The organism is Immundisolibacter cernigliae (assembly GCF_001697225.1).
GTDB classification, from domain to species: domain Bacteria; phylum Pseudomonadota; class Gammaproteobacteria; order Immundisolibacterales; family Immundisolibacteraceae; genus Immundisolibacter; species Immundisolibacter cernigliae.
The window spans coordinates 2588951-2613999 of record NZ_CP014671.1 but is presented as its reverse complement, the minus strand read 5'-3'; the positions used below and the strand labels follow the sequence as shown (position 1 = coordinate 2613999).

23 protein-coding genes and 2 pseudogenes are annotated in these 25049 nt (G+C 67.8%); 4 read left to right on the top strand and 21 right to left on the bottom strand.

The window, feature by feature from the left end:
* Positions 1-33: 33 nt before the first annotated feature.
* Positions 34-720, bottom strand: a complete 687-nt coding sequence (locus tag PG2T_RS12485; protein ID WP_068806052.1) for a LytR/AlgR family response regulator transcription factor — start codon at positions 718-720, stop codon at positions 34-36.
* A gap of 10 nt (positions 721-730) precedes the next feature.
* Entirely contained in the window at positions 731-1777 is a 1047-nt protein-coding gene (locus tag PG2T_RS12480; protein ID WP_083214915.1) for a sensor histidine kinase, read from the bottom strand.
* Between the two features lie 16 nt (positions 1778-1793).
* Between PG2T_RS12480 and argH the strand changes: the two genes are divergently transcribed.
* Together argH and PG2T_RS12470 are read left to right on the top strand one after the other, a co-directional pair.
* Positions 1794-3197 carry an argininosuccinate lyase gene (argH, locus tag PG2T_RS12475; protein ID WP_068806049.1) on the top strand — a complete coding sequence of 468 codons (1404 nt, stop codon included), beginning with the start codon at positions 1794-1796 and terminating at the stop codon, positions 3195-3197.
* Positions 3198-3299: 102 nt separating this feature from the next.
* On the top strand, positions 3300-5054 hold the full coding sequence (locus PG2T_RS12470) for a phosphoenolpyruvate carboxykinase (GTP) (RefSeq protein ID WP_068806045.1): 1755 nt from the start codon (positions 3300-3302) through the stop codon (positions 5052-5054).
* Positions 5055-5338: 284 nt separating this feature from the next.
* Here PG2T_RS12470 and pnp read toward each other — a convergent pair whose 3' ends face one another.
* The 11 genes and pseudogenes from pnp to PG2T_RS12420 all read right to left on the bottom strand — a co-directional run bounded on the left by pnp (position 5339) and on the right by PG2T_RS12420 (position 16670).
* The gene (gene pnp, locus PG2T_RS12465; RefSeq protein ID WP_145931155.1) at positions 5339-7420 is read right to left on the bottom strand and encodes a polyribonucleotide nucleotidyltransferase; all 2082 of its coding nucleotides are present in this window, start codon (positions 7418-7420) and stop codon (positions 5339-5341) included.
* Between the two features lie 87 nt (positions 7421-7507).
* On the bottom strand, positions 7508-7777 hold the full coding sequence (gene rpsO, locus PG2T_RS12460; protein ID WP_068806039.1) for a 30S ribosomal protein S15: 270 nt from the start codon (positions 7775-7777) through the stop codon (positions 7508-7510).
* A gap of 80 nt (positions 7778-7857) precedes the next feature.
* Positions 7858-8796 (bottom strand): tRNA pseudouridine(55) synthase TruB, encoded by a 939-nt coding sequence (truB, locus tag PG2T_RS12455; RefSeq protein ID WP_068806036.1) that lies wholly within the window; start codon positions 8794-8796, stop codon positions 7858-7860.
* The gene (gene rbfA, locus PG2T_RS12450; RefSeq protein ID WP_068806033.1) at positions 8793-9137 is read right to left on the bottom strand and encodes a 30S ribosome-binding factor RbfA; all 345 of its coding nucleotides are present in this window, start codon (positions 9135-9137) and stop codon (positions 8793-8795) included. Before rbfA ends, truB begins: the two co-directional genes overlap by 4 nt.
* A gap of 3 nt (positions 9138-9140) precedes the next feature.
* Positions 9141-10919 (bottom strand): annotated as a pseudogene (gene infB, locus PG2T_RS12445) (translation initiation factor IF-2); the annotation flags it as partial.
* Between the two features lie 489 nt (positions 10920-11408).
* Positions 11409-11651 (bottom strand): annotated as a pseudogene (locus PG2T_RS17105) (hypothetical protein); the annotation flags it as partial.
* Positions 11652-11707: 56 nt separating this feature from the next.
* Positions 11708-13210: a transcription termination factor NusA gene (gene nusA, locus PG2T_RS12440; protein ID WP_068806027.1), complete on the bottom strand. Its 1503-nt coding sequence runs from the start codon at positions 13208-13210 to the stop codon at positions 11708-11710.
* Positions 13200-13700, bottom strand: coding sequence for a ribosome maturation factor RimP (locus PG2T_RS12435; protein WP_068808349.1), 501 nt, complete (start codon positions 13698-13700; stop codon positions 13200-13202). Before PG2T_RS12435 ends, nusA begins: the two co-directional genes overlap by 11 nt.
* Before the next feature lie 172 nt (positions 13701-13872).
* Positions 13873-15264 carry an NAD(P)(+) transhydrogenase (Re/Si-specific) subunit beta gene (locus PG2T_RS12430; RefSeq protein WP_418268540.1) on the bottom strand — a complete coding sequence of 464 codons (1392 nt, stop codon included), beginning with the start codon at positions 15262-15264 and terminating at the stop codon, positions 13873-13875.
* A complete protein-coding gene (locus tag PG2T_RS12425; protein ID WP_068806020.1) occupies positions 15261-15545 on the bottom strand; it encodes a proton-translocating transhydrogenase family protein in 285 nt (94 codons plus the stop codon). Before PG2T_RS12425 ends, PG2T_RS12430 begins: the two co-directional genes overlap by 4 nt.
* Before the next feature lie 12 nt (positions 15546-15557).
* A complete protein-coding gene (locus tag PG2T_RS12420) occupies positions 15558-16670 on the bottom strand; it encodes a Re/Si-specific NAD(P)(+) transhydrogenase subunit alpha (RefSeq protein ID WP_068808345.1) in 1113 nt (370 codons plus the stop codon).
* Positions 16671-16835: 165 nt separating this feature from the next.
* Here PG2T_RS12420 and PG2T_RS12415 point away from each other — a divergent pair, with 165 nt between their 5' ends.
* A complete protein-coding gene (locus tag PG2T_RS12415) occupies positions 16836-17144 on the top strand; it encodes a Dabb family protein (RefSeq protein ID WP_068806016.1) in 309 nt (102 codons plus the stop codon).
* Between the two features lie 47 nt (positions 17145-17191).
* Here PG2T_RS12415 and epmA read toward each other — a convergent pair whose 3' ends face one another.
* Together epmA and efp are read right to left on the bottom strand one after the other, a co-directional pair.
* Positions 17192-18184, bottom strand: coding sequence for an EF-P lysine aminoacylase EpmA (epmA, locus tag PG2T_RS12410; RefSeq protein ID WP_068806013.1), 993 nt, complete (start codon positions 18182-18184; stop codon positions 17192-17194).
* A complete protein-coding gene (gene efp, locus PG2T_RS12405; protein WP_068806010.1) occupies positions 18185-18754 on the bottom strand; it encodes an elongation factor P in 570 nt (189 codons plus the stop codon).
* Positions 18755-18792: 38 nt separating this feature from the next.
* Between efp and epmB the strand changes: the two genes are divergently transcribed.
* Positions 18793-19800, top strand: a complete 1008-nt coding sequence (gene epmB, locus PG2T_RS12400) for an EF-P beta-lysylation protein EpmB (protein ID WP_068806007.1) — start codon at positions 18793-18795, stop codon at positions 19798-19800.
* Here the strand turns inward: epmB and PG2T_RS12395 are convergent.
* From PG2T_RS12395 to PG2T_RS16480, 6 genes are read right to left on the bottom strand one after another with little or no spacing between them, the layout of a single operon-like run.
* Complete coding sequence (locus PG2T_RS12395; protein WP_068806005.1) at positions 19790-20194, bottom strand: NUDIX hydrolase; 405 nt, start codon at positions 20192-20194, stop codon at positions 19790-19792. The two genes, epmB and PG2T_RS12395, sit on opposite strands and share 11 nt — an antisense overlap.
* Positions 20195-20204: 10 nt before the next feature.
* On the bottom strand, positions 20205-20591 hold the full coding sequence (locus tag PG2T_RS16490) for a TraR/DksA family transcriptional regulator (RefSeq protein WP_158513196.1): 387 nt from the start codon (positions 20589-20591) through the stop codon (positions 20205-20207).
* A 39-nt stretch (positions 20592-20630) separates the two neighbouring features.
* On the bottom strand, positions 20631-21158 hold the full coding sequence (gene moaB / locus PG2T_RS12385) for a molybdenum cofactor biosynthesis protein B (RefSeq protein ID WP_068805999.1): 528 nt from the start codon (positions 21156-21158) through the stop codon (positions 20631-20633).
* A gap of 15 nt (positions 21159-21173) precedes the next feature.
* A complete protein-coding gene (locus PG2T_RS12380; RefSeq protein ID WP_068805995.1) occupies positions 21174-22607 on the bottom strand; it encodes a DUF1329 domain-containing protein in 1434 nt (477 codons plus the stop codon).
* A 45-nt stretch (positions 22608-22652) separates the two neighbouring features.
* On the bottom strand, positions 22653-23618 hold the full coding sequence (locus PG2T_RS16485; RefSeq protein WP_202816342.1) for an efflux RND transporter permease subunit: 966 nt from the start codon (positions 23616-23618) through the stop codon (positions 22653-22655).
* A complete protein-coding gene (locus PG2T_RS16480; RefSeq protein WP_202816341.1) occupies positions 23615-25021 on the bottom strand; it encodes an efflux RND transporter permease subunit in 1407 nt (468 codons plus the stop codon). The genes PG2T_RS16485 and PG2T_RS16480 overlap by 4 nt, the downstream gene beginning before the upstream one ends.
* Positions 25022-25049 lie beyond the last annotated feature (28 nt).

The following is a 25049-nucleotide window of genomic DNA, read 5'->3' as shown; positions in this document are numbered from 1 at the left end:
CCGGTTGTTCAGTACGCGTTACGGCCAGCCCGATCAGCCGCGCTCGAGGACCTGCTGCACGCCGGCCGCCAGCCGCCGGCTGACCGGAAGCGCTGCCGCCACGCCATCGATACGCGCCCAGAGCCGGCCGCGATTGTCGCGTTGCAGTCCGGTCAGGTGTTGCACGTTGACCAGCAGCGCGCGGTGTATGCGCAGCAACTGCGGGGCATGCCGCTGCTCAAGGCGCACCAGCGAGTCTTCCAGCAGCCACTCGCCGTGACGCGTGTACACGGTCAGGTACTTGGTGTCGGCCCGCAGGTACAACACATCGGATACAGGGACACGCTGGACGCGGCCCCCATGCGACAGCAAGAGACTGCGCGGTGCTGCCGAACCCACCCGTGCCAGGGCCTGCGCCAGACGCTCACCGGACACCGGCTTCAACAGGTAATGCGCCGCACCGGCGTCGAAGGCGTCAACGGCAAACTCGGCATAGGCGGTGGTGAACACGACCGCCGGCGGTACCGGCAGCGCCGCCAGCGCGCGGGCGATCTCCAGACCATCCGGTCCCGGCATGCGAATGTCCAGCAGCACGACATCCGGCTGCAGTTGCTGGCAGGTGGCGAGCGCCTGCACACCATCGGCGGCCTCGCCGACGCAGGCGTGGCCGGGCAATGCCTCGATCAGGCGCCGCAGCCTGGCCCGCGCCAGCGGCTCGTCATCCACCACCAGGATGTTCATGACCGCGCCGTCATGCCGATGCGAACGGCAGGCGCAGCCGCACCGTATGGCGCTCGCCCTCGATCTGTTCGATCAGAGTCGCCGCATCGCCGAAGTGTCCCGCCAGACGGGCACGCAGGTTCACCAGGGCCATATGCAGGCCGGCGTCCGTGCGGGCAGCGGCCAGCGGGTTGTCGATGATGATCTCCAGCACCCCGGGCGCCAACAGGCCAAGCGCAAGACCGATCCTGCCACCACCCGGCAGCGGTTCGATACCGTGAAACACCGCATTCTCCAGCAGCGGCTGCAGGCTCAGCGGCGGTAGCCGGGCGCTGGCTGGCACGTCGCTCACCTGCCAGTCGAGCGCCAGCCGATCGCCCAGGCGCAGCTGTTCCATGGCCAGGTAGCGCCGGCACAGGGCGAGCTCGTCCGCCAGCGGGATCAGCCGGTCGCCGGCTTCCAGACTCGCCCGCAGCAGGTCGGCCAGAGCCAGCGTGACCTCTTCCGCCCGCCGGGCATCGCTGCCGACCAGGCTGGCGATGGTGTTCAGGCTGTTGAACAGGAAATGCGGCCGCATGCGCGCCTGCAGCAGCTCCAGCCGCGCCCGGTGATGGGCCTGCTCGCGCATGCGCGCGGCGTGTCGCAGATAGATCAGGCGCAGCACCACCGCGGCCACCAGCGCCGTCAGCAGCAGGTTGCGCGCCAGCAGCCAGCCGAGCAGCGCGGCGCCCGCCGGCAGCAGGCCCAACCAGGCAGCGGCAAGCGTGGTCGCGGTGGCCAGCAGCAATAACCAGGCAATCGCAAGCGCGCTTGCCAGCGGCACCGGCAAGCGGCCCAAACCCGGCCGCGCCGCGCACAAGCCGGCGGTACCGAGCAGCCCCACCCACTGCACCGCGAGCGACCACATGCCCAGGCGCGGCCAGAAGCGGTCGGCCTCCAGCGGCTGCGCCAGGGCCAGCAGCAAGGCCAGCAGCTGCGCGCCTACCACCACCGCCAGCACCGCCCGCGGCTGGCACAGGTCCGGCACAAAGCCGCCGTCCGGGGCGCGTTGGTCCGCTATAATCGCTGGCTTCACCACGCCCGCCCTCCCGCCCATGTCCGAAGCACCCCGCAAACCCTGGGGCGGCCGTTTCGCCGAGCCCACCGACGCCTTTGTCGAGCGTTTCACCGCCTCGGTCGGCTTCGACCAGCGTCTGGCCCGCCACGACATTATGGGTTCCATCGCCCACGCCCGGATGCTGGGCCGGGTGGCGGTGTTGGGCGAGGCCGAAGTCACCTCCATCGTCGCCGGCCTGCAGGGCATCGGCACCGATATCCAGGCGGGCCGTTTTCAGTGGCAGGTAGCGCTCGAAGACGTGCACATGAACATCGAGACGGCGCTGGTGGAGCGCATCGGCGAGGTCGGCAAGAAGCTGCACACCGGCCGCTCGCGCAACGACCAGGTGGCCACCGACGTGCGCCTGTGGCTGCGCGACGAGCTCGACGCCATCGACGGACAGCTGCACGAGGTGCTGACCGTCCTGGTGGATCTGGCCGAACGCGAGGCCGACACCCTGATGCCGGGCTTCACGCACCTTCAGACGGCGCAGCCGATCACGTTTGGCCACCACCTGCTGGCCTGGTTCGAGATGCTGGCGCGCGACCGTGAGCGCTTTGCCGACTGCCGGCGGCGGGTCAACGTCATGCCGCTGGGCGCCGCGGCGCTGGCCGGTACCAGCTTTCCGATCGACCGCCTGTACACGGCGCAACTGCTCGGCTTCGACCGGCCGGCCGAGAACTCGCTCGACGCCGTCAGCGACCGCGACTTCGCCATCGAATTCGTGTCCGCGGCGGCGCTGCTGATGACGCATTTCTCGCGCATGTCCGAGGAACTGGTGCTGTGGTCCTCGGCGCAGTTCGGCTTCATCAGCCTGGCCGATGCCTGGTGCACCGGCTCGTCGATCATGCCGCAGAAGAAAAACCCCGACGTGCCGGAGCTGCTGCGCGGCAAGACCGGCCGCGTCAACGGCCACCTGGTGGCGCTGCTGACGCTGATGAAGGCGCAGCCGCTGGCCTACAACAAGGACAACCAGGAAGACAAGGAGCCGCTGTTCGACACCGTCGACACCGTGCGCGACAGCCTGACTGCGGTGGCCGGCATGCTGCCCGGGATGACCGTGAATGCCGAGCGCATGCGCGCGGCGGCACGCGCCGGCTTTGCCACCGCCACGGATCTGGCCGACTACCTGGTGCGCCACGGGCTGCCGTTTCGGGACGCCCACGAGGTGGTCGGCCGCGCCGTGCGCGAGGGCGTCGTCAGTGGGCGCGATCTTGCCGAGTTCACGCTGGACGAACTGCGTGCCTTCTCGCCGCTGATCGAGGCCGACGTGTTCGCGGTGTTGACGCTCGAAGGCTCGGTTGCCGCGCGCGACCACCTGGGCGGTACGGCACCGGCGCAGGTGCGGGCCGCCGCGGCGCGGGCCCGCGCCCGGCTTGACAATTTTCAGGGCGCCCGCTGAAGCTCGTGGGCTTTTGATGGCAACTCGGCCCCGTGTTGACGGGGCCCGGATCGCCGCGTCAGGGATGTTCGCGGTACACAGGTGTAACGGGGGAATTTGCTCATGACGTCGAATCAGGCACTTGCGGACTGGGTCCGCGAGGTGGCAGCGCTCACGCAACCGGAAAAAATTCACTGGTGCGACGGGTCGCAGGCCGAGTACGACGCGCTGATCGCCGACATGCTGCAAAGCGGCACCCTGATCGAGCTGGATCCGGAAACCCGCCCACGCAGCTACCTGCATCGCTCGGACCCGTCCGACGTGGCGCGCACCGAGCACCTGACCTTCGTGTGCACGCCCGAGCGCGACGACGCCGGCCCGAACAACCAGTGGCTGAGTCCGGCCGACGCGCACGCCAGAATGGACGCGCTGTTTGCCGGCGCCATGCGCGGGCGCACGCTGTACGTGGTGCCGTACTGCATGGGGCCGATCGACTCGCCGCTGGCGCGCTGCGGCGTGGAGATCACCGACAGCCCCTATGTCGCCGCCAGCATGCGCATCATGACCCGCATGGGCGCGCCGGCGCTGAGGCGCATCGAACGCGAGGGCAGCTTCGTGCGCGGCCTGCACTCGCTCGGTGACCTGCACCCCGAGCGGCGTTTCATCATGCACTTCCCGCACGAGCTGTCCATCCAGAGCATCGGCTCCGGCTACGGCGGCAACGCACTGCTGGGCAAGAAATGCCACGCGCTGCGCATCGCCTCCTACCAGGCCCGCCAGGAGGGCTGGCTGGCCGAGCACATGCTGATCATGGGCATCGAAGACCCGCAGGGCCGCCTGCACTATATCGCTGCGGCCTTTCCGTCGGCCTGCGGCAAGACCAACATGGCGATGCTGATCCCGCCCCAGGAATACCAGGGCTGGAAGGTGAAAACCATCGGCGACGACATCGCCTGGCTGCACGTCGGCGAAGACGGCCGGCTGTGGGCCATCAACCCCGAGGCGGGTTTCTTCGGCGTGGCACCCGGCACCAGCCGGCACACCAACGCCAACGCCGTCGACATGCTCCAGCACGACACCATCTTCACCAACGTGGCGCTGACCGAGGACGGCCGCCCGTGGTGGGAGGGGCTGTCCGACGAGACACCGGCCTATGACTGGCAGGGCCGCCCGTACGATCCGGCCAACGGTCCGGCCGCGCATCCGAATTCACGCTTTACCGTGGCGGCGCGTCAGTGTGCGTCCTGGTCGGATGCCGCCGAGCGGCCGTCCGGCGTGCCGATTACCGCCATCATCTTCGGCGGCCGGCGCGCCTCGCTGGCGCCGCTGGTGCTGGAAGCCAAGAACTGGCAGCACGGCGTGCTGCTGGGCGCCTCGATGGCGTCGGAAACCACGGCCGCGGCCACCGGGCAGGTGGGCGTGGTGCGGCGCGACCCGATGGCCATGCAGCCGTTTTGCGGTTACCACTTCGGCGATTACTGGGCGCACTGGCTGGCCACCGGCGCGCGCCTGAGCCAGGCGCCCGGCATCTATCAGGTCAACTGGTTCCGCCGCGATGCCGAACGCCGCTTCCTGTGGCCCGGCTACGGCGAGAACCTGCGCGTGCTCAAGTGGATCATCGAGCGCTGCCAGGGCAGCATCGACGCCCAGGAAACGCCGGTCGGCAACCTGCCCCTGCACGGCGACATCGACCTGACCGGTCTGGATGTATCGCATGAGCACATGCGCCAGCTCACGCACATCGAGCCGCAGGACTGGCTCAGCGAGATGGACGAGGTGGCGAGCTTCCTGCACGGCTATGGCCCGCGGGTGCCGCAGGCCCTGCACGAGGAGCGTGAACGGGTCAGCCAGGGCCTGCGCCAGCAAGCCAGCGGCTGACGGCGCCGGCAGCCGGTCATTCGGGTCGGCGGGGCGCTTCTCCCTTAAAGAAGCGCTGAATAAATCCATCCTGGATTTCTCAGCGCCCGCCATCGGAAAAGCGTGGTTTTCCGATGGCTCACAAGATCAGCCGCTTACAGCCGCTGATTTTGGCAGCGCGTCCCTGCGCTGCGGGAAGCGCTGAATAAATCAGCGCTTCCTTAACAGAAAAGCCGGCCGGGGGCGGTCCCCAAGCCGGCTTTTTCATTGCCTGACGGGTCCGCCCGCAGGCGGACCGTCCCCTGTCAGACGGCTTCTTCGTTCAGCGCCTTCATGCTCAGGCGGATGCGGCCCTGCTTGTCGACTTCCAGCACCTTGACGCGCACCACATCGCCCTCGGCCAGCTTGTCGCTGACCCGCTCCACCCGCTCCTCGGAAATCTGCGAGATGTGCAGCAGGCCATCGCGGCCGGGCAGGATGGTGACGAAGGCACCGAAGTCCATAAGGCGCGCCACGCGGCCCTCGTAGACCATGCCGACCTCGATGTCGGAGGTGATGCGTTCGATCATGGCACGCGCTTCCTCGCCGGCGGCCCGGTCCACGGAGGCGATGCGCACGGTGCCATCGTCATCGATGTCGATGGTGGCGCCGGTCTGCTCGGTGATGCCGCGGATGGTCACGCCGCCCTTGCCGATGACGTCACGAATCTTGTCCGGATGGATACGCATGGTCAGGATGCGCGGCGCGTAGTCCGACATCTGCTCGCGCGGCGCGGACAAGGCCTTGGCCATCTCGCCCAGGATGTGCACGCGACCCTCGCGCGCCTGCTCCAGCGCCGCCTGCATGATCTGGCCGGTGATGCCCAGCACCTTGATGTCCATCTGCAGGGCGGTCACGCCGCTGGCAGTGCCGGCCACCTTGAAGTCCATGTCGCCCAGGTGATCCTCGTCACCCAGGATGTCGGACAGCACCGCAAAGCGGCCGCCGTCGGTGATCAGGCCCATGGCGATGCCCGCCACCGGCTCCTTGATCGGCACACCGGCATCCATCAGCGCCAGACTGCCGCCGCATACGGTGGCCATGGAACTCGACCCGTTCGACTCGGTGATCTCCGACACGATGCGCAGCGTGTACGGGAACGCCGTCTTGGCGGGCAACACTGCCGCCAGGGCGCGCTTGGCAAGCCGACCATGACCGATTTCGCGCCGCTTGGTGGCACCCATGCGGCCGGTTTCGCCCACGCAGTACGGCGGGAAGTTGTAGTGCAGCATGAAGCCGTCGCGGAACTCGCCTTCCAGCGCGTCGATCAGCTGCGCGTCGCGCTCGGTGCCCAGCGTGGTGACCACGATCGCCTGCGTTTCGCCACGGGTGAACAGCGCCGAGCCGTGGGTGCGCGGCAGCACGCCGGTGCGGATGGTGATCGGGCGCACCTGACGGGTGGAGCGACCGTCGATGCGCGGCTGGGCATCCAGGATGCGCCCACGCACGATGCGCTTCTCGACCGACGAGAACAGCCCCTGCACCTCGTTGGCCCGCTCGCCGTTCTCACCGGCCAGATGAGCAACCCGCTCGCGGACCTGCGCCACCGCGTCCTGGCGCGCCTGCTTGTCGGGAATCGAATAGGCTTCGTTCAGCGGCTGTTCGGCCACGGCGCGAACGGCCGTTTCGAGCGCCTCGTCCTTCTGCGGCGGCGTCCACGGCCACGGCTGCACGCCGGCCTCGGCGGCCAGGGCCAGAATGGCCTCGATGACCGGTTGCATGGCCTGGTGACCGAACATGACGGCGTCGAGCATCACCGACTCGGGCAGCATCTTTGCTTCCGACTCCACCATCAGCACGCTGCTGGCGGTGCCGGCAACCACCAGGTTCAGGTCCGATTCGGCCGTTTCCTGGTAGCTCGGGTTCAGGATGAAGGCGCCATCCTTGTAACCGACGCGGGCCGCGCCCACCGGCCCCTGGAAGGGCAGGCCGGACAGCGTCAGCGCCGCCGAGGCGCCGATCATGCCCAGGATGTCCGGGTCGACCTCGTCGTCGGCCGACAGCACGGTCGGCACGACCTGTACTTCGTTATAGAAGCCTTTCGGAAACAGCGGCCGCATGGCCCGATCGATCAGGCGCGAGGTCAGGATGGCCTTCTCGGACGGCCGTGCCTCGCGCTTGAAAAAGCCGCCCGGGATGCGCCCGGCGGCATAGCTGCGCTCGACGAAATCGACCGTCAGGGGGAAGAAGTCCTGCCCCGGCTTGACGCCCTTGCTGGCGGTAACCGCCGTCAGCACCATGGTGTCGCCCATGCGGACCATGACCGAGAACGCCTGCTTGGCGATTTCACCGGTTTCAAGCGTCAGCAGATGCTTGCCGAACTGGACTTCCTTGCGGATCAATTTCACGTGGCGTACTTCCTTGGCTTTGGACATGCAGCCTCCGCCGCCCTGCGGGGGAGACCTTGACCCCGGGATGGGGCCGGTGGGCGACCTTTAACGACGCAGACCCAGGCGCTCGACCAGCGTGCGGTAGCGGCCGTTGTCGCTGCGCTTGAGGTAGTCGAGCAGCTTGCGCCGCTGGGCGACCAGGCGCAGCAGGCCCTGGCGCGAGTGGTGATCCTGGCGGTGCAGCTTGAAGTGCTCGTTCAGCTGTTCGAGCCGCGCCGATATCAGCGCCACCTGCACTTCCACCGAACCGGTGTCGTTGGTGGTCTGGCCGTAAGACTGAACAAGCTCGGATTTCTTCTCGACACTGAGCGACATGAAACGGTTACTCCGGACAAAAAACGCCACTGATCATCTTTGGCGAAACGGCGCATTCTACCTGCCGGCTAGCGCCGGGCTCAAGCCGCGTCAGCCGGCACTGCGTCTGCGCCACTGTCCTGACTGACCAGACGCCGCGGCAGCAACCGGCCGTCGCGCGCCTCGGCCATACCAATGAACTGGCGCTGCTGCGTAAACACGGCCACCCAGCCGTCGGCCAGCGGCTGGCGCAAGGTCTGCGCCTGACCGCGTTGCAGGCTCACCGCCTCGGGCGGGGCCAGTTCCAGCTGCGGCAAGTGGGCCAGGGCTTCCGCAATCGGCATCAGACAGGCATCCAGCGCATTCGGGTCATCCGCGGCCAGTGCCCGCAGCCGTTCCAGGTCTATTGCCTGGCGCACATCCAGCGCGCCGACCCGCAGGCGACGCAGCGCCGTCATGTGGGCGCCGCAGCCCAGTGCCTCGCCGATGTCCTCGATCAGGCTGCGCACGTAGGTGCCCTTGGAACAGTCCAGCTCGACCTCGAAACCGCTTTCGTCAAATTCCAGCAGCTCAAGCCGGCTCACGTGGACCGGCCGGGCCGGGCGCTCGACCGTCTCGCCGCGGCGAGCCAGCGCGTACAGGCGCTCGCCGCCCTGCTTGAGCGCGGAATACATGGGCGGCACCTGCAACAGATCGCCGGTGTGAGCCACCAAGGCCGCGGCCAGGCGTGCGGCGTCCACCGCCACCGGGCGCTGGCGCAGCACCTCGCCTTCGCGGTCGCCGGTGCTGGTGGTGATGCCCAGGCGGGCCCGAGCGCGGTAGGTCTTGTCCGCCCCCAGCAGGAACTGCGACACCTTGGTCGCCTCGCCGAAACACAGCGGCAGCAGGCCGCTGGCAAGCGGGTCCAGTGTGCCGGTGTGACCGGCCTTGGCCGCGTTCAGCAGTCGCCGCGCGGTCTGCAGGGCGTGATTCGATGACACGCCGGTTGGCTTGTCCAGCAGCAGTACACCGCTGACCGGGCGGCCGCGACGACGCCTCAAGCGGCCCCACCCTCCGCTCCGATGCGCCGCAACAGGTCCTCGATGCGCGACGGTGGGTCGAGCTCGAAACGCAGTTCCGGCATCCGCCGCAGGCGCAGGGCAGTCGCCAGACGACTGCGCAGAAAACCGGCTGCGTGGTGCAAACCGGCCACCGCAGCCGCGGTATCGGCGCCGCCCAGCACATCGAAGCGGACCTTGGCGACGCCAAGGTCGCGGCTGACCGTGACCCCGTGAATGGTAATCAGGCCGGTCACGCGCGGGTCCTTCACCTCGCGCAGCGCAGCGGGAAGTTCCTCGGCAATCGCCTGCGCCACGCGGCGGGTGCGGTCGACGCCCTGCATGGCTTACAGCGTGCGCTCCACCGACGTACGCTCGAAGCACTCGATCTGGTCGCCGACCTGCACGTCGTTGTACTGCTTGACGGCAATACCGCACTCGGTGCCCGCCCGCACCTCGGGCACGTCGTCCTTGTGCCGGCGCAAGGATTCGAGCTCGCCCTCGTAGATCACCACGTTGCCGCGCAGCACGCGGATCGGGCAGCGGCGGCGCACCACGCCGTCGGACACGATGCAGCCGGCAACGGCGCCAAACTTGGCCGAGTGGAACACCTCGCGCACTTCCGCCAGGCCCAGGATGGTCTCCCGGATTTCCGGTTCGAGCAGGCCACCCAGCGCCCGCTTCACCTCGTCGATCACCTCGTAGATGATGCTGTGGTAACGAACCTCGACGCCGGTTTCTTTCAGCAGCTTGCGCGCCGTGGCGTCGGCCCGGACGTTGAAGCCAACCAACAGGGCGCCGGTGGACAGGGCCAGGTTGACGTCCGTCTCGGTGATGCCGCCCACGCCCGAGGCCACCACGCGCACGGTGACCTCGTCCGTCGCCAGCCCCAGCAGGGAGCTGGCGATCGCTTCGGCCGAACCTTGCACGTCGGCCTTGATGATGACGTTCAGGCTCTTGATCTGGGCCGCCCGAAGCTGGCTGAAGATGTCGCCGCCGGGCACCGCTTCGCGCCGCGACAGGCTCGCCTCGCGCGCCGCCTGCTGGCGGAACAGGGCGATTTCGCGCGCCTTGCGCTCGTCCTCGACCACATTGAACACATCGCCCACGTTGGGTACGCCGGACAGGCCGAGCACTTCCACCGGCCGCGACGGGCCGGCTTCCAGCAGGGGCTGCGCGTGCTCGTCCAGCAGCACGCGGGCGCGACCAAACTCGCCGCCGGCCAGCACCATGTCACCGCGCCTGAGCGTACCGGCCTGCACCAGGACGGTAGCCACCGGGCCGCGACCGCGATCGAGTTTGGCCTCTACCACCACGCCCACGGCGGGACCTTCGGTCACCGCCTTCAGTTCCATCACCTCGGCCTGCAGCAACACGGCTTCCAGCAGGGCGTCGATGCCGGCGCCCGTCTTTGCAGACACCGGCACGAACTGCACCTCGCCGCCAAAGTCCTCGGCGATCACGTCGTGCTGGATCAGCTCCTGCTTGACCCGATCCGGCTCGGCATCCGGCTTGTCCATCTTGTTGACTGCCACCACCAGCGGCACACCCGCCGCCTTGGCGTGCTGCACCGCCTCGATGGTCTGCGGCATCACGCCGTCGTCGGCGGCCACCACCAGGATGACGATGTCCGTCAGCGCCGCGCCGCGGGCGCGCATGGCCGAGAAGGCCGCGTGGCCGGGCGTGTCCAGGAACGTGACCGCGCCGCGCGGCGTGGTCACGTGATAGGCACCGATATGCTGGGTAATGGCGCCGGCCTCGCCGGCCGCCACCTGCGACTTGCGGATGTAGTCCAGCAGTGTGGTCTTGCCGTGATCGACATGACCCATGACCGTGACGATCGGGGCGCGGGCTGTGCCCTCGCCGGTCGGCGCCAGCTCGGTGAGCAGGGATTCGGGGCTCTGTGGCGCCGCCACTGCGGCGGTGTGGCCCATCTCCTCGACCACCAGCATCGCTGTGTCCTGATCCAGCGCCTGATTGATGGTGGCCATCTGGCCCATGCGCATCAGGCACTTGATCACCTCGGCCGCCTTGACCGACATGCGGCTTGCGAGCTCCGCCACGGTGATGCTGGCCGGCACCTCAACCTCGCGGGTGATGGCACCCTGCGGGCGTTCGAACTGGTGCCGTCCGGCGCCTGCGCCTGCCCCGCGATGGGCACCCGGCCGGGAACGGCTGCGCAGGCGCCCCTGGGCGTCATCACCAAAGCCGCCGCGCTCGTCACGCCCACCTTTTTTGCGCTGCTTGCCGGCACCGCGGCCGGGCTCATCGCGGCGCGGCGCCGGTTGCGCACCGCGCGCGGGCGGCTTGCCCGGCGCCTGGCGCGGGGCTTGCGGCTGTGGACGCGCCGCCGGCTGCGGCTCGGTCGTGCGACGCGGCGGCGCCTCGGCGGCGGACGTTGCCTGCGCGACGGCGGGCTGTTCAGGTTCCGCAACGGGCGCCGGCTCGACGACCGGCTCCGGAGCCTGCACGATCAGCTCGGACTCGGGAGCCGGCTGCTCGACCGGCGTTACGGTATCGCTCTCGGCCGCCGTTTCCTCGCCAACCCTTTCCTGGTCTTCACGCTTGACGTAGGTGCGCCGCTTGCGCGTGACCACGGTCACCTTGTTCGCGGCCACTGCGGGCGCGGCGCCCGGGCCCGGCCGGCGGGCGACCGCCGGTTGGCGCAGCTCGGACACGACCTGGCGGGTCAGCGTGATCTTGCGCGGCGTCGGGCTGGTTTCGCTTGCCTCGGCGCCGTGCGCACGGCGCAAATGGCCCAGCAGGGCCGCCTTTTCGTCGTCGGTGATCGAGTCACCGGCAGCGCGGACGCCGACGCCGGCCTCCTGCAACTGGCGCAGCAGACGATCGACCGGCACGCGGATGGACGCGGCGAACTGTTCTATGGACTGTGCTGCCACTGGATCTGAACCTCTCAGGCCTGAGCGCCGTCGGTGAACCACGCCGACCGCGCAGCCATGATGAGCTGGCCGGCGAGCGTCTCGTCGAAGCCGTCGATGTCAAGCAAATCCGGGACCGCCTGGTCGGCCAGGTCCTCACGGGTGACGATGCCGTGGGCGGCAAGCCGATACGCCAGACGCCGGGACATGCCCTCGACTTCCAGCAGATCGGCCGCCGGCTCGACATCGCCGAACTCTTCCTCGCGCGAGATTTCCTGCGTCAACAGCAGGTTCTGGGCTCGGCTGCGCAGCTCCTGCACCAGGTCCTCATCGAATTCCTCGATCGCCAACAGCTCGGCGGCCGGCACGAAGGCCACTTCCTCGACGCTGGTGAAGCCTTCCTGGACCAGGATGTCGGCCACGCTCTGGTCCAGATCGAGCTTGTCGACGAACATCTGACGCAGGGTGCCGATCTCGGCTTCCTGCTTCTGGGAGGCCTGCTCCTCGGTCATGAGGTTCAGCTCCCAGCCGGTCAGCTCGCTGGCCAGGCGCACGTTCTGTCCGCCGCGGCCGATGGCAATCGACAACTGGTCCTCGGCGACGGCCACGTCCATGGTGTGGCTCTCTTCGTCCATGGTGATCGATACCACCTTGGCCGGCGACAGCGAGTTCAGCACGAACTGCGCCGGGTTGACGTCAAACAGCACGATGTCCACCCGCTCACCGGCCAGCTCGTTCGAGACCGCCTGCACGCGCGTGCCGTGCATGCCGACGCAGGCACCGATCGGATCGATGCGCGGGTCGTAGCTGCGCACGGCGATCTTGGCGCGCACACCCGGGTCCCGGGCACAAGCGATCACTTCCACGATGCCGTCGGCGACTTCCGGCACCTCGCGCCGGAACAGCTCCATCATGAGCTTGGGGGCGCGCCGGGTCAGGAACAGCTGCGGCCCGCGCTGCTCGATGCGCGCGTCGGCCAGCAGGGCGCAGACGCGGTCACCGATGCGGATGTTCTCGCGGGCGATCATCTCGTCCCGCGTCAGCAGGGCATCGACGTTGCCGCCCAGGTCCACGATCAGGTTGCCGCGGTCCAGGCGCTTGACCTGGCCGACCAGCATGTGGCCGATGCGCGGCGTGTAGGTTTCGACGATCTTCTCGCGCTCGGCGTCGCGCACTTTCTGCACGATGACCTGCTTGGCCATCTGCGAGGCAATGCGCCCGAACGGCACCGCCGGCAGCGGCTCCTCGATCACGTCACCGACGGCCACGCCGGGATGATCGCGCTGCGCGCCCGACAGCGTGAACTGCTGCTCCGGATCGAATTCGTCGGCCTCGTCGTCGACCACCGTCCAGCGGCGAAAGGTCTCGTAGCTGCCGCTGTGGCGGTCGATGGCGACCCGCACGTCCATGTGTTCGCCGCCCACCTTGCGTGTGGCGGCCGCCAGCGCGGCCTCGATGGCCTCGAAGATGACTTCCTTGGAGACGCCCTTCTCGTTCGAGACGACGTCAACGACCTGCAGGATTTCCTTAGTGTCCATCGCCCTTGCTCCGCAGTTCCGCCGCCAGGTCCGGCACCAGTCGGGCAGCCCTGATTTCTGCCAGTGGCAGACTCAGCCGCTGGCCATCCACTTCAATTTCGATCACGCCATCGGCCTCACTGCACAGGCGGCCACGCAGACGCCGCGCACCCTGCAGCGGCCGGTGCAATTGCAGGCGCGCCTCGCTGCCGACAAAGCGGCGAAAATGCTCCGCCGTCACCAGCGGCCGGTCCAGGCCCGGCGACGACACCTCCAGCGCATAGGCACCCGGCAGCGGGTCCTCGACATCCAACAGACCGCTCACGTACTGGCTCACCTTCTGGCAATCATCCAGCGTGACTCCAGCCCCGGCATCCGCCAGCAGGTCGATGTACAGGCGCAGCACCGGCCGGCGGGTAGCGATCTGCTCCACCTGTATCAATTCGTAGCCCAGTTTTTCAAGCGCTGGCCCCAGCAAATCGCGCAGCCGCTCGGTCAATGACCCCGACAAATCCCGTACCTGAAATAAAAAATGGGCCAAAGGCCCATTCAATGCACGCTGAATAGAGGGCGGCGATTATAGCCGCGGCGCCCGGGAAATGACACCCCGCGCGAGCATCCGACCCAGCCGCCGGACCCGCCGCAGACCCCTTTCATGCGCCAATCAGGGCGCCTGGAAGCGCTCAGGAATGCCCCAAGGCCTGGATCAGCGCCTCCACCACCTTTTTGGCGTCGCCGAACACCAGCGCGCAGTTGTCCTGATAGAACAGCGCATTGTCGACGCCGGCATAACCGGGTTTCATGCTGCGCTTGACGAAGAAAATCTGCCGCGCCCGGTGCACGTCCAGGATCGGCATGCCGTAGATGGGACTCGCGCGGTCGGTCTTGGCGGACGGGTTGGTGACATCGTTGGCACCCAGCACCAGCGCCACGTCGCAGGTGGCGAAATCCGGATTGATCTCCTCCATCTCGAACACCTTGTCGTAGGGAATGTCGGCCTCGGCCAGCAGCACGTTCATGTGCCCCGGCATGCGCCCGGCCACCGGGTGGATGGCGAACTTGACCTCCACACCCTTCCTTTCGAGCGCGTCGACCAGTTCGGCCGTCGCGTGTTGGGCCTGCGCCACGGCCAGACCGTAACCGGGCACGATGATGACCTTGCCGGCGTTCTCCAGCATGAACGCTGCATCCTCGACGGCCGCCGACTTGACCGACCGACCCTCGACGCCGCCACCGGCGGCGGCCGCCTCCTCGCCGGTGCCAAAGCCGCCGAAGATCACGCTCAGGATCGAGCGGTTCATGGCCCGGCACATGATGTACGACAGGATGGCGCCGGACGCGCCCACCAGCGCGCCGGTGATGATCAGCAGCTCGTTGTGCAGCGTGAAACCGGTCGCCGCAGCCGCCCAGCCGGAGTACGAGTTCAGCATCGATACCACCACCGGCATGTCGGCACCGCCGATCGGCAGGATCAGCAGCACGCCCAGCAGCAGCGCCAGCGCCGTCATGGCGGCAAAGGCCGGCAGACCACCGCCGAGCACGAACTGCCCGGCAAACCCCACCATCAGCAGCGCCAGCGCCAGATTCACCCAGTGCTGACCGGCAAAGCGCAGCGGCGCCGAACCGATCAGGCCCTGCAACTTGCCGAACGCAATCACCGAGCCGGTGAAGGTGATCGCACCGATGAAGCTGCCGATGCCCAGCTCCGCCATCAGCAGCGCGTCCAGGGCACCCGCGTCGCGGTGCGTGAAGTAGGTACCGAGCGCCACCAGCACGGCGGCGAGCCCCACGAAGCTGTGCAGGATGGCCACCAGCTGCGGCATGTCGGTCATCTTGACCCGCCGCGCCAGCACCGCACCGATGCCGCCACCGATGGCAACGCCGGCCACGATCCAGCCGTAATCGGCAACCTGCGGCGAGGCCAGGGTGACCAGGGCCGCCAGCGTCATGCCGGCCATTGCATACAGGTTGCCGGCGCGCGCCGTGCGCGGCGAGGCCAGGCCCTTCAGACCCAGGATGAACAACACCGCGGCGGCCAGATACGCCACGGCCAGCGTGCTGGCAGCCATGTTCAGGTCTTCTTCTTGAACATGGCGAGCATGCGCTGGGTGACCAGGAAGCCGCCGAAGATGTTGATCGAGGCCAGCACCACGGCCACGAAGCCGATGCCGCGGGTCAGGCCATCGGCCTCGTGAAAGCCGGTCACCAGCATGGCGCCCACGATGATGATTCCGGAGATGGCGTTGGTCAGCGACATCAGCGGCGTGTGCAGGGCCGGCGTCACGCCCCAGATCACCTGGTAGCCGATGAAGCAGGCCAGCACGAAGATGTATAGCGAAACGACGATGGCGGTCATGGCGGTCCTTCGTCAGGGTTTTGCAAAACGCAGCGTGCCGGCCTGCACGGCCAGCGCGGCGGCGATGATTTCGTCCTGCAGGTCCAGCTCGATGCGCGTGCCGGCCTCGTCCTTGCGCAGCGCCAGTTCGAGCAGGTTCAGCAGGTTGCGGGCATAGAAGGCGCTGGCATCGGTGGCCACACGCGACGGATAGTCGGTAATGCCGACCAGTGTCACGCCGTGTTTTTCCACAACCCGGTCAGCCTCGGTCAGCGGGCAGTTGCCGCCGTTCGCAGCGGCCAGGTCCACGATCACCGAGCCGGGCCGCATGCCCTGCACCACCGCCTCGGGCACCAGCACCGGCGCCGGGCGACCTGGAATGAGCGCGGTGGTGATGATGATGTCGGCCGCCTTCAGGCGCTCGCCGAGCAGTTCCTGCTGGCGCTGCTGCGCCTGCGCCGACAGTTCGCGGGCATAGCCCCCTGCCCCGGCGCCGCTCTCGCCAAGGTCGATGTCGATGAACTTGGCGCCCAACGACAGCACCTGCTCGCGCGTCTCGGGGCGCACGTCGAAGGCCTCCACCTGCGCGCCCAGGCGCCGCGCGGTGGCAATGGCCTGCAGACCGGCGACGCCCACGCCCAAAATCACCACGCGGCTGGGCTTGGCGGTGCCGGCGGAGGTCATCATCAGCGGCAGGAAGCGCCGGTAATGCGACGTCGCTTCCAGCACCGCCCGGTAGCCGGCGATGTTGGCCTGTGAGGACAGCGCGTCCATGCCCTGCGCGCGGGAGATTCGGGGGATCAGCTCCACCGCCAGCACGCTCAGACCCGCCTGCGCCAGCGCGTCCAGGCCGCCGGCATGAGGATCGGCAAAGCCGACCAGCAGCGCGCCTGGCCGCATGGCGGCAAGCTGTTCGGCCACCGGCCGGCGCACCGCGAGCACCACGTCGGCCGCCAGGGTCTCGGCCGCGGTGGTCACGCGGGCACCGGCCTGCGCATAGGCGGTATCCGCATAGCGGGCGGCCTCACCGGCGCCCGCCTCCACGCACACCTGCGCACCCAGGGCCAGCAGTTTCTTGACCGATTCCGGCGTTGCTGCCACGCGGCACTCGCCTGCCGCGCGCTCGCGCGGCACCCCCACCAACACCGTCATGGAATGCTTCTTGTCGTGGCGTTAACCGCGCGGCGAGCCCCCGATCGGCTCCAGGAGATGGCAGGCGGCGCTGTGGCAAACTCGCCCGGCCGCGCGCGGCCGGCGTGAAAAGTGCCGGCATTCTACACGCTGGCCCAAACCCCCAAACGGAGAAACGCAATGATTCGGCACATGGTGATGGTCAAGCTCAAGCCTGGCACGAGCAAGGAGGCGCAGTCCCTGTTCGACCGCTTCGGCGCCATGGTCGGCAGCTTCGACGGTTTGCTCGGCTTCAGCGGCGGCGCCTATTCGAGCCCGGAAGGCATCAACCGCGGCTTCAACTATGGCTTCTCGATGGATTTTCGCGACGCTGCCGCCCGTGACCGCTACCTGCCGTCGCCGGAGCACGTGGCGATCGCCCAGGACATCGGTCCGCTGCTCGACGGCAGCTTCGACGACTGCGTGGTGGCCTTCGACTACGTGTGCTGAGCAAGAGCCCGGCTGCGGCGGGCGATCATCGCGCAGCAAAGCTGCGCCTACCCGGTTTTCCCGGCGCTTCCTTGCTCGCAAAACGCCTGTACCGCCCCGATATCGGCCATGCCCGCGGCCAGCATCAGCAGGCGGTCGAAGCCCAGCGCGACCCCGGCGCAGTCCGGCAGGCCGTGCGCCAGCGCTGCCAGCAGCTGCTCGTCGAGCGGCACCTGCGGCAGGCCGGCCGCCTGCCGGATGCGGTTGTCCTGTTCGAATCGACGACGCTGCTCGGCCGCATTGGTCAGCTCGGACCAGCCGTTGGCCAACTCGATGCCGTCCACGTACAGCTCGAAGCGCTCGGCGATGGGCGGCCGGCCCGGTCGCAGGCGGGCCAGCGCCGCCTGGCTGGCCGGGTAGTCGTGGATGAAAACCACGCCCAGCGGCGCGATGGCCGGCTCGATCAGGCGCGTGAGCAAAATGTCGAGCGCTGCATCGCGCCCGGCGGCCCGCAGCGCCGCTGACGGCTCGATGCCGGCCGCCACCACGCGCCGCCACAGCGCCGCCTCATCGGTCGTGAACGCATCGACCCCGGCGTGGCGCTCGAACAGCGCGCCATAACTGAAAGCCTGCGCCGCCGGCCGGCCGAGCAGGCCACAGACCAGCGCCTGCACTTCGTCCATCAGCGCGCGGTAGTCGAAACCGGCCCGGTACCACTCCAGCAGGGTGAACTCGACCCGGTGCCGCGGACCGTGCTCGCCGGCCCGAAACGCCTTGCAGACCTGGTAGATGCTGCCGCTGCCGGCCGCCAGCAGGCGCTTCATGGCGAATTCCGGCGACGGCTGCAGGTAGCGCCGGCCCACGCCGGGCAGCTCGACATCCAGGCAGTGCTGCTGCGGGTCGCTGCTGGGCGCCGGGCCGAGCAACGGCGTATCGACTTCCATCACGCCACGCGCCGCAAAGAAGGCGCGTATCTGTTCCAGCAGCCGCGCGCGCAGGCGCAGCGTTTCGAGGCTGGCGCCGGGGCGCCAGTCCGGCGCCGCGGGGCGAGCGTCCGTCACTTATTCCTTGACGCGGGATATGTATTCGCGGGTACGCGTGTCTACCCGCAGCAGGTCGTCGATTTCCACGAACAGCGGCACCTTCACCGTGGCGCCGGTTTCCAGCGTGGCCAGTTTGGTGGCGCCGCTGCTGGTGTCCCCGCGCACGGCAGGCTCCGTGTAGGTAACCTTCATCACGACCTGGTTGGGCGGCGCCACCAGCAGCGGCTCGCCGTTCCACAAGGTGACCGTGCAGCTGTCCTGCTCCTTGAGCCACTGCGCCTTGTCGCCGATGGCGGCGGCGCCGGCATGGACCTGCTCGAAAGTGCTCGGATTCATGAAGCACCAGGACTCGCCGTCGTTATACAGATACTGCATTTCCGTATCGACCACGTCGGCCGCTTCGATGGTTTCGCCGGACTTGAAGGTGCGCTCCCAGACCCGGCTGGTGCGCAGGTTGCGCAGGCGCACGCGGTTGAAGGCCTGGCCCTTGCCGGGCTTCACGAACTCGTTTTCGATGATGTCGCAGGGGTCCCCGTCGAGCATCACCTTGAGCCCGGCGCGAAATTCGTTGGTGCTGTAAGACGCCATAATTTCCTCTTTATCGGAACGTCATCGAGAGTGAGTACATGCCTTATCCTGCCGCGGTGACCCGCGTGACCGCGCCGTGGCAGCGACTGCTGGCCGAGGCCATCGTCGACCCGGCCGAGCTGCTGCACGTCCTGGGCTTGCCGGACAGCCTGCTGCCGGCCGCGCGGCGCGGCGCGGCGCTGTTTCCGCTGCGCGTGCCGGCGCCCTATCTGCAGCGGATCCGGCCGGGCGACGCCGCCGATCCGCTGCTGCGCCAGGTGCTGCCGCTGGACCTTGAATGCGAAACCCGGCCCGGCTTCAGCGCCGACCCGCTCGCCGAGTCGGCCGCCCAGCCGGTGCCGGGACTGCTCAAAAAATACCACGGCCGGGCGCTGTTGATCGCCACCGGCGCCTGCGCCGTGCACTGCCGGTACTGTTTTCGCCGCCATTTCCCCTACGCCGACGCGCACGCCGGCGGCTCACGACTGGAACCGGCGCTGGCCGCCATCGCCGCCGATCCGAACATTGGCGAGGTGATCCTGAGCGGCGGTGATCCGCTCACGCTCAGCGACCCACGGCTGGCTGAACTGGCCCAGCGCCTCGCAGCCATCCCGCATATCCACACGCTGCGCATCCACAGCCGCCTGCCGGTGGTGCTGCCGCAGCGGGTGAACGGCGACCTGATGGCGTGGCTGCGCCGGCTGCCGCTGCGCAAGGTACTGGTCCTGCACAGCAACCACCCGGCCGAGCTGGACGCCGAGGTCGACGCCGCCCTGGCGGCACTCGCGGACGCCGGCGTCACGCTGCTGAATCAGGCCGTCCTGCTGCGCGGCGTGAACGACGACGCCGACACGCTGGCGACGCTCAGCGAGCGTCTGCACCGTGCGAACGTGCTGCCGTACTACCTGCACCTGCTGGACCGCGTGCAGGGCGCCGCGCATTTCGAAGTGTCACAGACCACCGCAGAAGCGCTGATCGACGCCCTGCGCGCGCGGCTGCCGGGCTATCTGGTGCCGCGCCTGGTGCGGGAAATTCCCGGCGAACCCGGCAAGTCCGTCATCGCCTGATCAGGCTGCGCGCCTGCGCCAGCACCGGCAGCAGGCCGGCGGTCAGGGGCAGGTCCAGCAATTCATCGTCGGTCAGCCAGCGCGCAGCCGCGGCATCGTCGCCGGCCTGCAGCGGAACATCGTCCCGCAGCGGCGCGCCGACAAAGTCCAGGATCACGTAATGGTGGGACGGGTCCATGCGCTCGATCCAGGTCACCAGCGGCCCGATCGACACGTCGATGCCCGTTTCCTCGCGCACCTCGCGCCGGCAGGCATCGGCCACCGCCTCGCCCCACTCCACCTTGCCCCCCGGCACGGACCACAGTCCCTTTGCCGGCGGGCGACCGCGCTGGATCAGCAGCACCCGCCCGGCGGCGTCGAACACGAACACGCCGACCGCCAGTTGCGGTCGCACGGGCGGCGCCTCAGAGGGTTGGCGCGTGTTGTCCGCTTTCAAGCGTTGTCTGGCAGCCGATGCAGCGCTCCGCGGCCGGCTCGGCTTCCAGGCGGGCGCTGCCGATCTGCTCGCCGCACACGCGGCACAGGCCATAACGTCCCTGGTCGATCGCCGCCAGGGCGGTCTCGATCAAGCGTACACGATGCACATGCCGGTCGAGGGCGACGATTTCAAGATCCTCGAGCAGATCGGCCACCGCCTCGTCGCCGCGGTCATGGACCTGGCCGGCCAGGTCCAGATAACGGCCCTGCTCGGTGCGAGCCAGCTCGCCCGCCACTTCGCCGCGCAGCTGGGCGTGTTCGTCGCGCAGGCGCTGGCGCAGGTGTTCGACTTCCTTGGCAGACAAACCGTTCATCATGACGTGAGTTCCTTGGCGGGCATTCGGGCGAGCGGCTCAGCGCTCGAGCAGCCGCGGCATCAATTCCACCAGGTTGCAGGGCCGGGTGCGGTAATCGAGCTGCGGGGCGATCAGCTTATCCCACGCCGTGCGGCAGGCGCCGGATGATCCGGGCAAACAAAAAATGTAGGTGCCGTTGGCCACCCCCGCGACCGCCCGCGACTGAATCGTCGACGCCCCAATCTCCTCGAACGAAAGAGCCCGAAATACTTCGCCGAAGCCGTCGATGGTCTTGTCCAGCAGCGGCGCCACCGCCTCCGGCGTGCCATCCCGGCCGGTAAGTCCGGTGCCGCCGGTGCTCAGCACCACGTGCACCGCCGGATCGGCAATCCAGGCCGACACCTGCGCGCGAATCCGGTACACATCGTCCGGCAGGATGGCGCGGCCAGCCAGGCGATGGCCGGCCGCCGAAAGCCGTTCGATCAGTACGCGGCCAGAGCCGTCCAGCTCCAGGCCGCGGCTATCACTGACCGTCAGTACCGCGATGCCCACCGGCACGAACGGGCGGGCGGCGCCCTCACTCATGCCGCCCCCTCGCGCTCAACGCGTGCCGAATTTGCGCATGCCCTGCGGGGTGAAGATTTCCGCATCGATGTTCGAGTCCTTGAGCAGTCCGACCTTCGGCTGGCCCATTCCCAGATTGCCATACCAGCCAAAGAAGGTGGTGTAGCGGCCGTTTACCAGGTCAACCAGCTGATCACCCCAGATCAGGTGCGAACGGCTGTCGTACAGGTTCAGTACGTAACCCTCTCCCATGCGCCACAGTCGGTCGCGCGCATCGTAGGCCTCGTGGCCCATGCCATGCCAGGTGTCCTCGTCGATGTGCGCCACGATGCGCTTGTACAGATGCCGCTGGCCGGATTTCAGCGTCGCCTCGACCTCCCACACCCGGTGCAGCTCGTAGCGGATCAGGTCCTGGTTGACGTGCTTCTTGCCAAACAGATCAGCCGGCCGCTTGCCAGGATCGGCCAGCGCGTAGGCGTTGTAGGGCACGAACAGCTCTTTCTTGCCGTTGAGCTTCAGGTCGTGGCGCGATTCCTTGCCGGCGAACCACCACTGCCAGCGCGAGGACACCGTGCGCTGCCCGTCGGAGCCGAACGAGGGGCTGTCCTGAAAGCCGATTTCCGGCGCCTTGCGCACCCGCCGCTGGCCGGGCACATACAGATAGGACTGGAAGTCGAATTCCTGCGCGAAATTGCAACCGCCACCGATCAGCCCCGACTGGCGCGGCGGCTGCTTGACCTGGAAGGCGTCGCACAGCAGCGGTCCGCCGCTGCGGTGGAACCAGTCGCTGGCCGGGCGCTCGGCCTTGGGCACCCACCACATCCACGACTGCCACTGCTCCATGATCACATCGACCCGGTTGCCCAGCGAATCGATCAACGGCGCGTTCATCATGCCCTCGATGGCCTGGCCCTGGTAGGCGAGATAGTGGTTCCAGCCCACCTCGAAGGCATTTTTGGGAATCGGGAACGGATAACCGCCGCCGTCGACATGGTTCTGCAGACACACGGCACCGTTTTCCCAGCCCGGGCACAGCTCGGCGTTCAATGCCTGCTTTCGTGTCGCCTCGTATACCCAGTCCGGGAACGACGCACTGCGCCGGGTCGGGTACACGTGCATCCGGAAACTGTCCGGATACTGTTTGAACATGGCCACCTGACCGGGCGTCAGTTTGTCCTGGTACTGGGCGTAGTTCTGGGCCGTGATGGTGAACAGCGGCTTGTCGTCCGGAAACGGATCGACCCACGGTCCGCCGGGCGTGAAGTTGGCCGGCGGCTGCTGGATGCCGCCGGTCCACTCGGGAATGCTGCCGTCGGCGTTGCCGGCGCGCTCGGCGCCGACGGGAGTCAGCGGCGTGCCGGTCAGGCCCAGCTGGGCCGCTTCTTCGGGTGTGATCCTGGCCCAGGCAGCGGCACTGACGGTCAACATCAGCCCCCCGGCGACACCCAGGATGCGTGCCTTGTTTCGCATGACTCCCCCTCCTTCCGTTTGTCTGGAATCCGAGCCGGCGACCGCTCAGGCCGCCGGTGTCGATCCTTGGGTCATCTGCCGCCCCATCAGGAAGCGGGTGATGGCCGGCATCAGCAACACCGCGCCCAGCATGTTGACGAAGAACATGTAGGCCAGCAACACGCCCATGTCGGACTGGAATTTCAGGTCCGAGAAATACCACAGCGCCACGCCAAGGCTCATGGTCACCGCCGTGAACACTACCGCCGTTCCGACCTCGCGGTAGGAATTGCGGAAAGCCGTCTCCACGTCAGCACCGTTTCGCATGTGGACGAAAGCACGCGCGAACAGGTAGATGCCGTAGTCGACCCCGACACCGACGCCCAGCGCCAGCACCGGCAGCGTGGACACCTTCAGGCCGATGTTCAGGAACACCATGACCGCGTTGGCAAAGATCGATACCGCCAGCAGCGGCAGCATCACGCACAGTGCGGCACGCCAGGAGAAAAAGGTCAGGAACACGCACACCACGATGGCCAGGAACAGGATCACGTCCATGGTCCTAACCGACCCCTTCACCGCCTCGTTGGTCGCCGCCCAGATGCCGGCATTGCCCATCGCCATGCGGAAGGTGACGTCCGGGTTGGCATTGGCCTTCTGGTACGCCTTGATGGCCTCGACGATGCGCTGCAGCGTGCCGGCCTGGTGATCCACCGGGTAGATGGTCACCGGCATCACGCTGCAATTGTTGTTGAACAGCCGCTGCGACATCTCCACCCGATAGATGTTGGCGGCGATCATCTGCTCGTTGCGCGGCAGGCCGAGGAACTTCGGATTCGCCTCGTAGTTGCCGACGTTGCGTTCGCGCACCACCTGCGACAGCGACTTCACCGACCGCACGCCCGGCACGTTGCGCATGTGCCAGACGAAATCGTCGATGGTCTCCATCACGCCGTAGTTGACACAGGCGCTGTCCTTGCTCGACTCGGCGATGACCACGAACTCATCCAGACCCACCGTGAAATTGCTCACGATCTTGTCGATGTCGCGGTTGTAGCGCGCATCGGGCCAGAACTCGGGGCACCAGCCTCGGAGTCGCCAATGACCAGGTCGTTCGACTTCGATGCCCCGTACGCCACCAGCCCCAGGCTCAGCACAACGATGACGGCCGCCGGCAGCGGCCGGCTGGAGCGGGCCAGCAGATTCCAGAACGGATGGTCCGCCCCCTCCGAACCGCGACGGGCGCGGGCCAGCTCACGCTCGTTCAAACTCAGGTACGACAGGATCGCCGGCAGCATGAACTTGTTGGTCAGCAGCATCACGCCGACACCGATGCTGGCCGTGATGCCCAGCTCGCGGATGATGTCGATGTCGATGATCATGATCACGGCGAAGCCGACCGCATCCGACACCAGGGCCGTGGCGCCCGGAATGAACAGCTTGTTGAACGCATCCTTCGCCGCCGCCGGGCTGTCCATCCCCGACAGAATGCCCAGGCGCCAGGCATTGGTCATCTGCACCGCATGACTGACGCCGATGGCGAGCACCAGGAACGGCACCAGGATGGACAGCGGGTCCACGCCGTACCCGAGCAGCTTGACCAGCCCCAGCTGCCAGGCCACGGCCGTCAGCGAAACCGCGATTGCCGCCACGGCCAGCTTCCAGGAGCCGGCGAAGAACACCAGCAGCACGAAGGTGACCGCCAGCGTGATGGCGAAGAACACAATGACGCCCCGCGCGCCGTCGATGATGTCACCAATGAAGGTGGCAAAACCGATGATGCCGATGTCGACAGCCTGCGACTCGTACTTGTCGCGCAGCTGCTCCAGGCGTTCGGCGACCTGCTGGTAGTCGAGCTTGACGCCGGTGGCCGGATCGCGCTCGACCAGCTCGGCGATCACCAGCGCACCGGAAAAATCCTTGGCCACGGTGCGGCCGATCTCGTCGGACCGGTACAGGTTTTGCCTTACCCGCTCGAGGCCCTCCTCGGTCGCCTCGAAATCGGCCGGCACGATGCGTGAGCCTGTGAAGCCTTCCTCGGTCACCGCCACGTAGTTCACGTTCGGCGTGAACAGCGAGGTCACCGTACGGGCATCGACGCCATCCATGACCAGGATGTCCTGCGTCACCTGCTCCAGCACCTTGAAGAAGGCCGGATTGAACATGTCGCCGCTGCGGTCCTGCACGAACACGGTAATGGTGTTCGAGCCGCCGAACTCCGGCTTGTAGTCGATATAGGTCTTCATGTACGGGTGCGACAGCGGCACCGACTTGTCGAAGCCGGGGTCGAGGCGCTGCATCAACGCCTCGTAGCCGAGCAATGCCGTCAGCGCCAGCATGACGCTGAGTACCAGCACGCGCTGGCCTACCAGAAAGTTGGAAATCTTCGCCGAGAAGCGCTCAAGTCCGGCGCCGTAACCCAGGTCTGCAGCCATGGAATCGATCGTCCTGAAATCGCGTTGA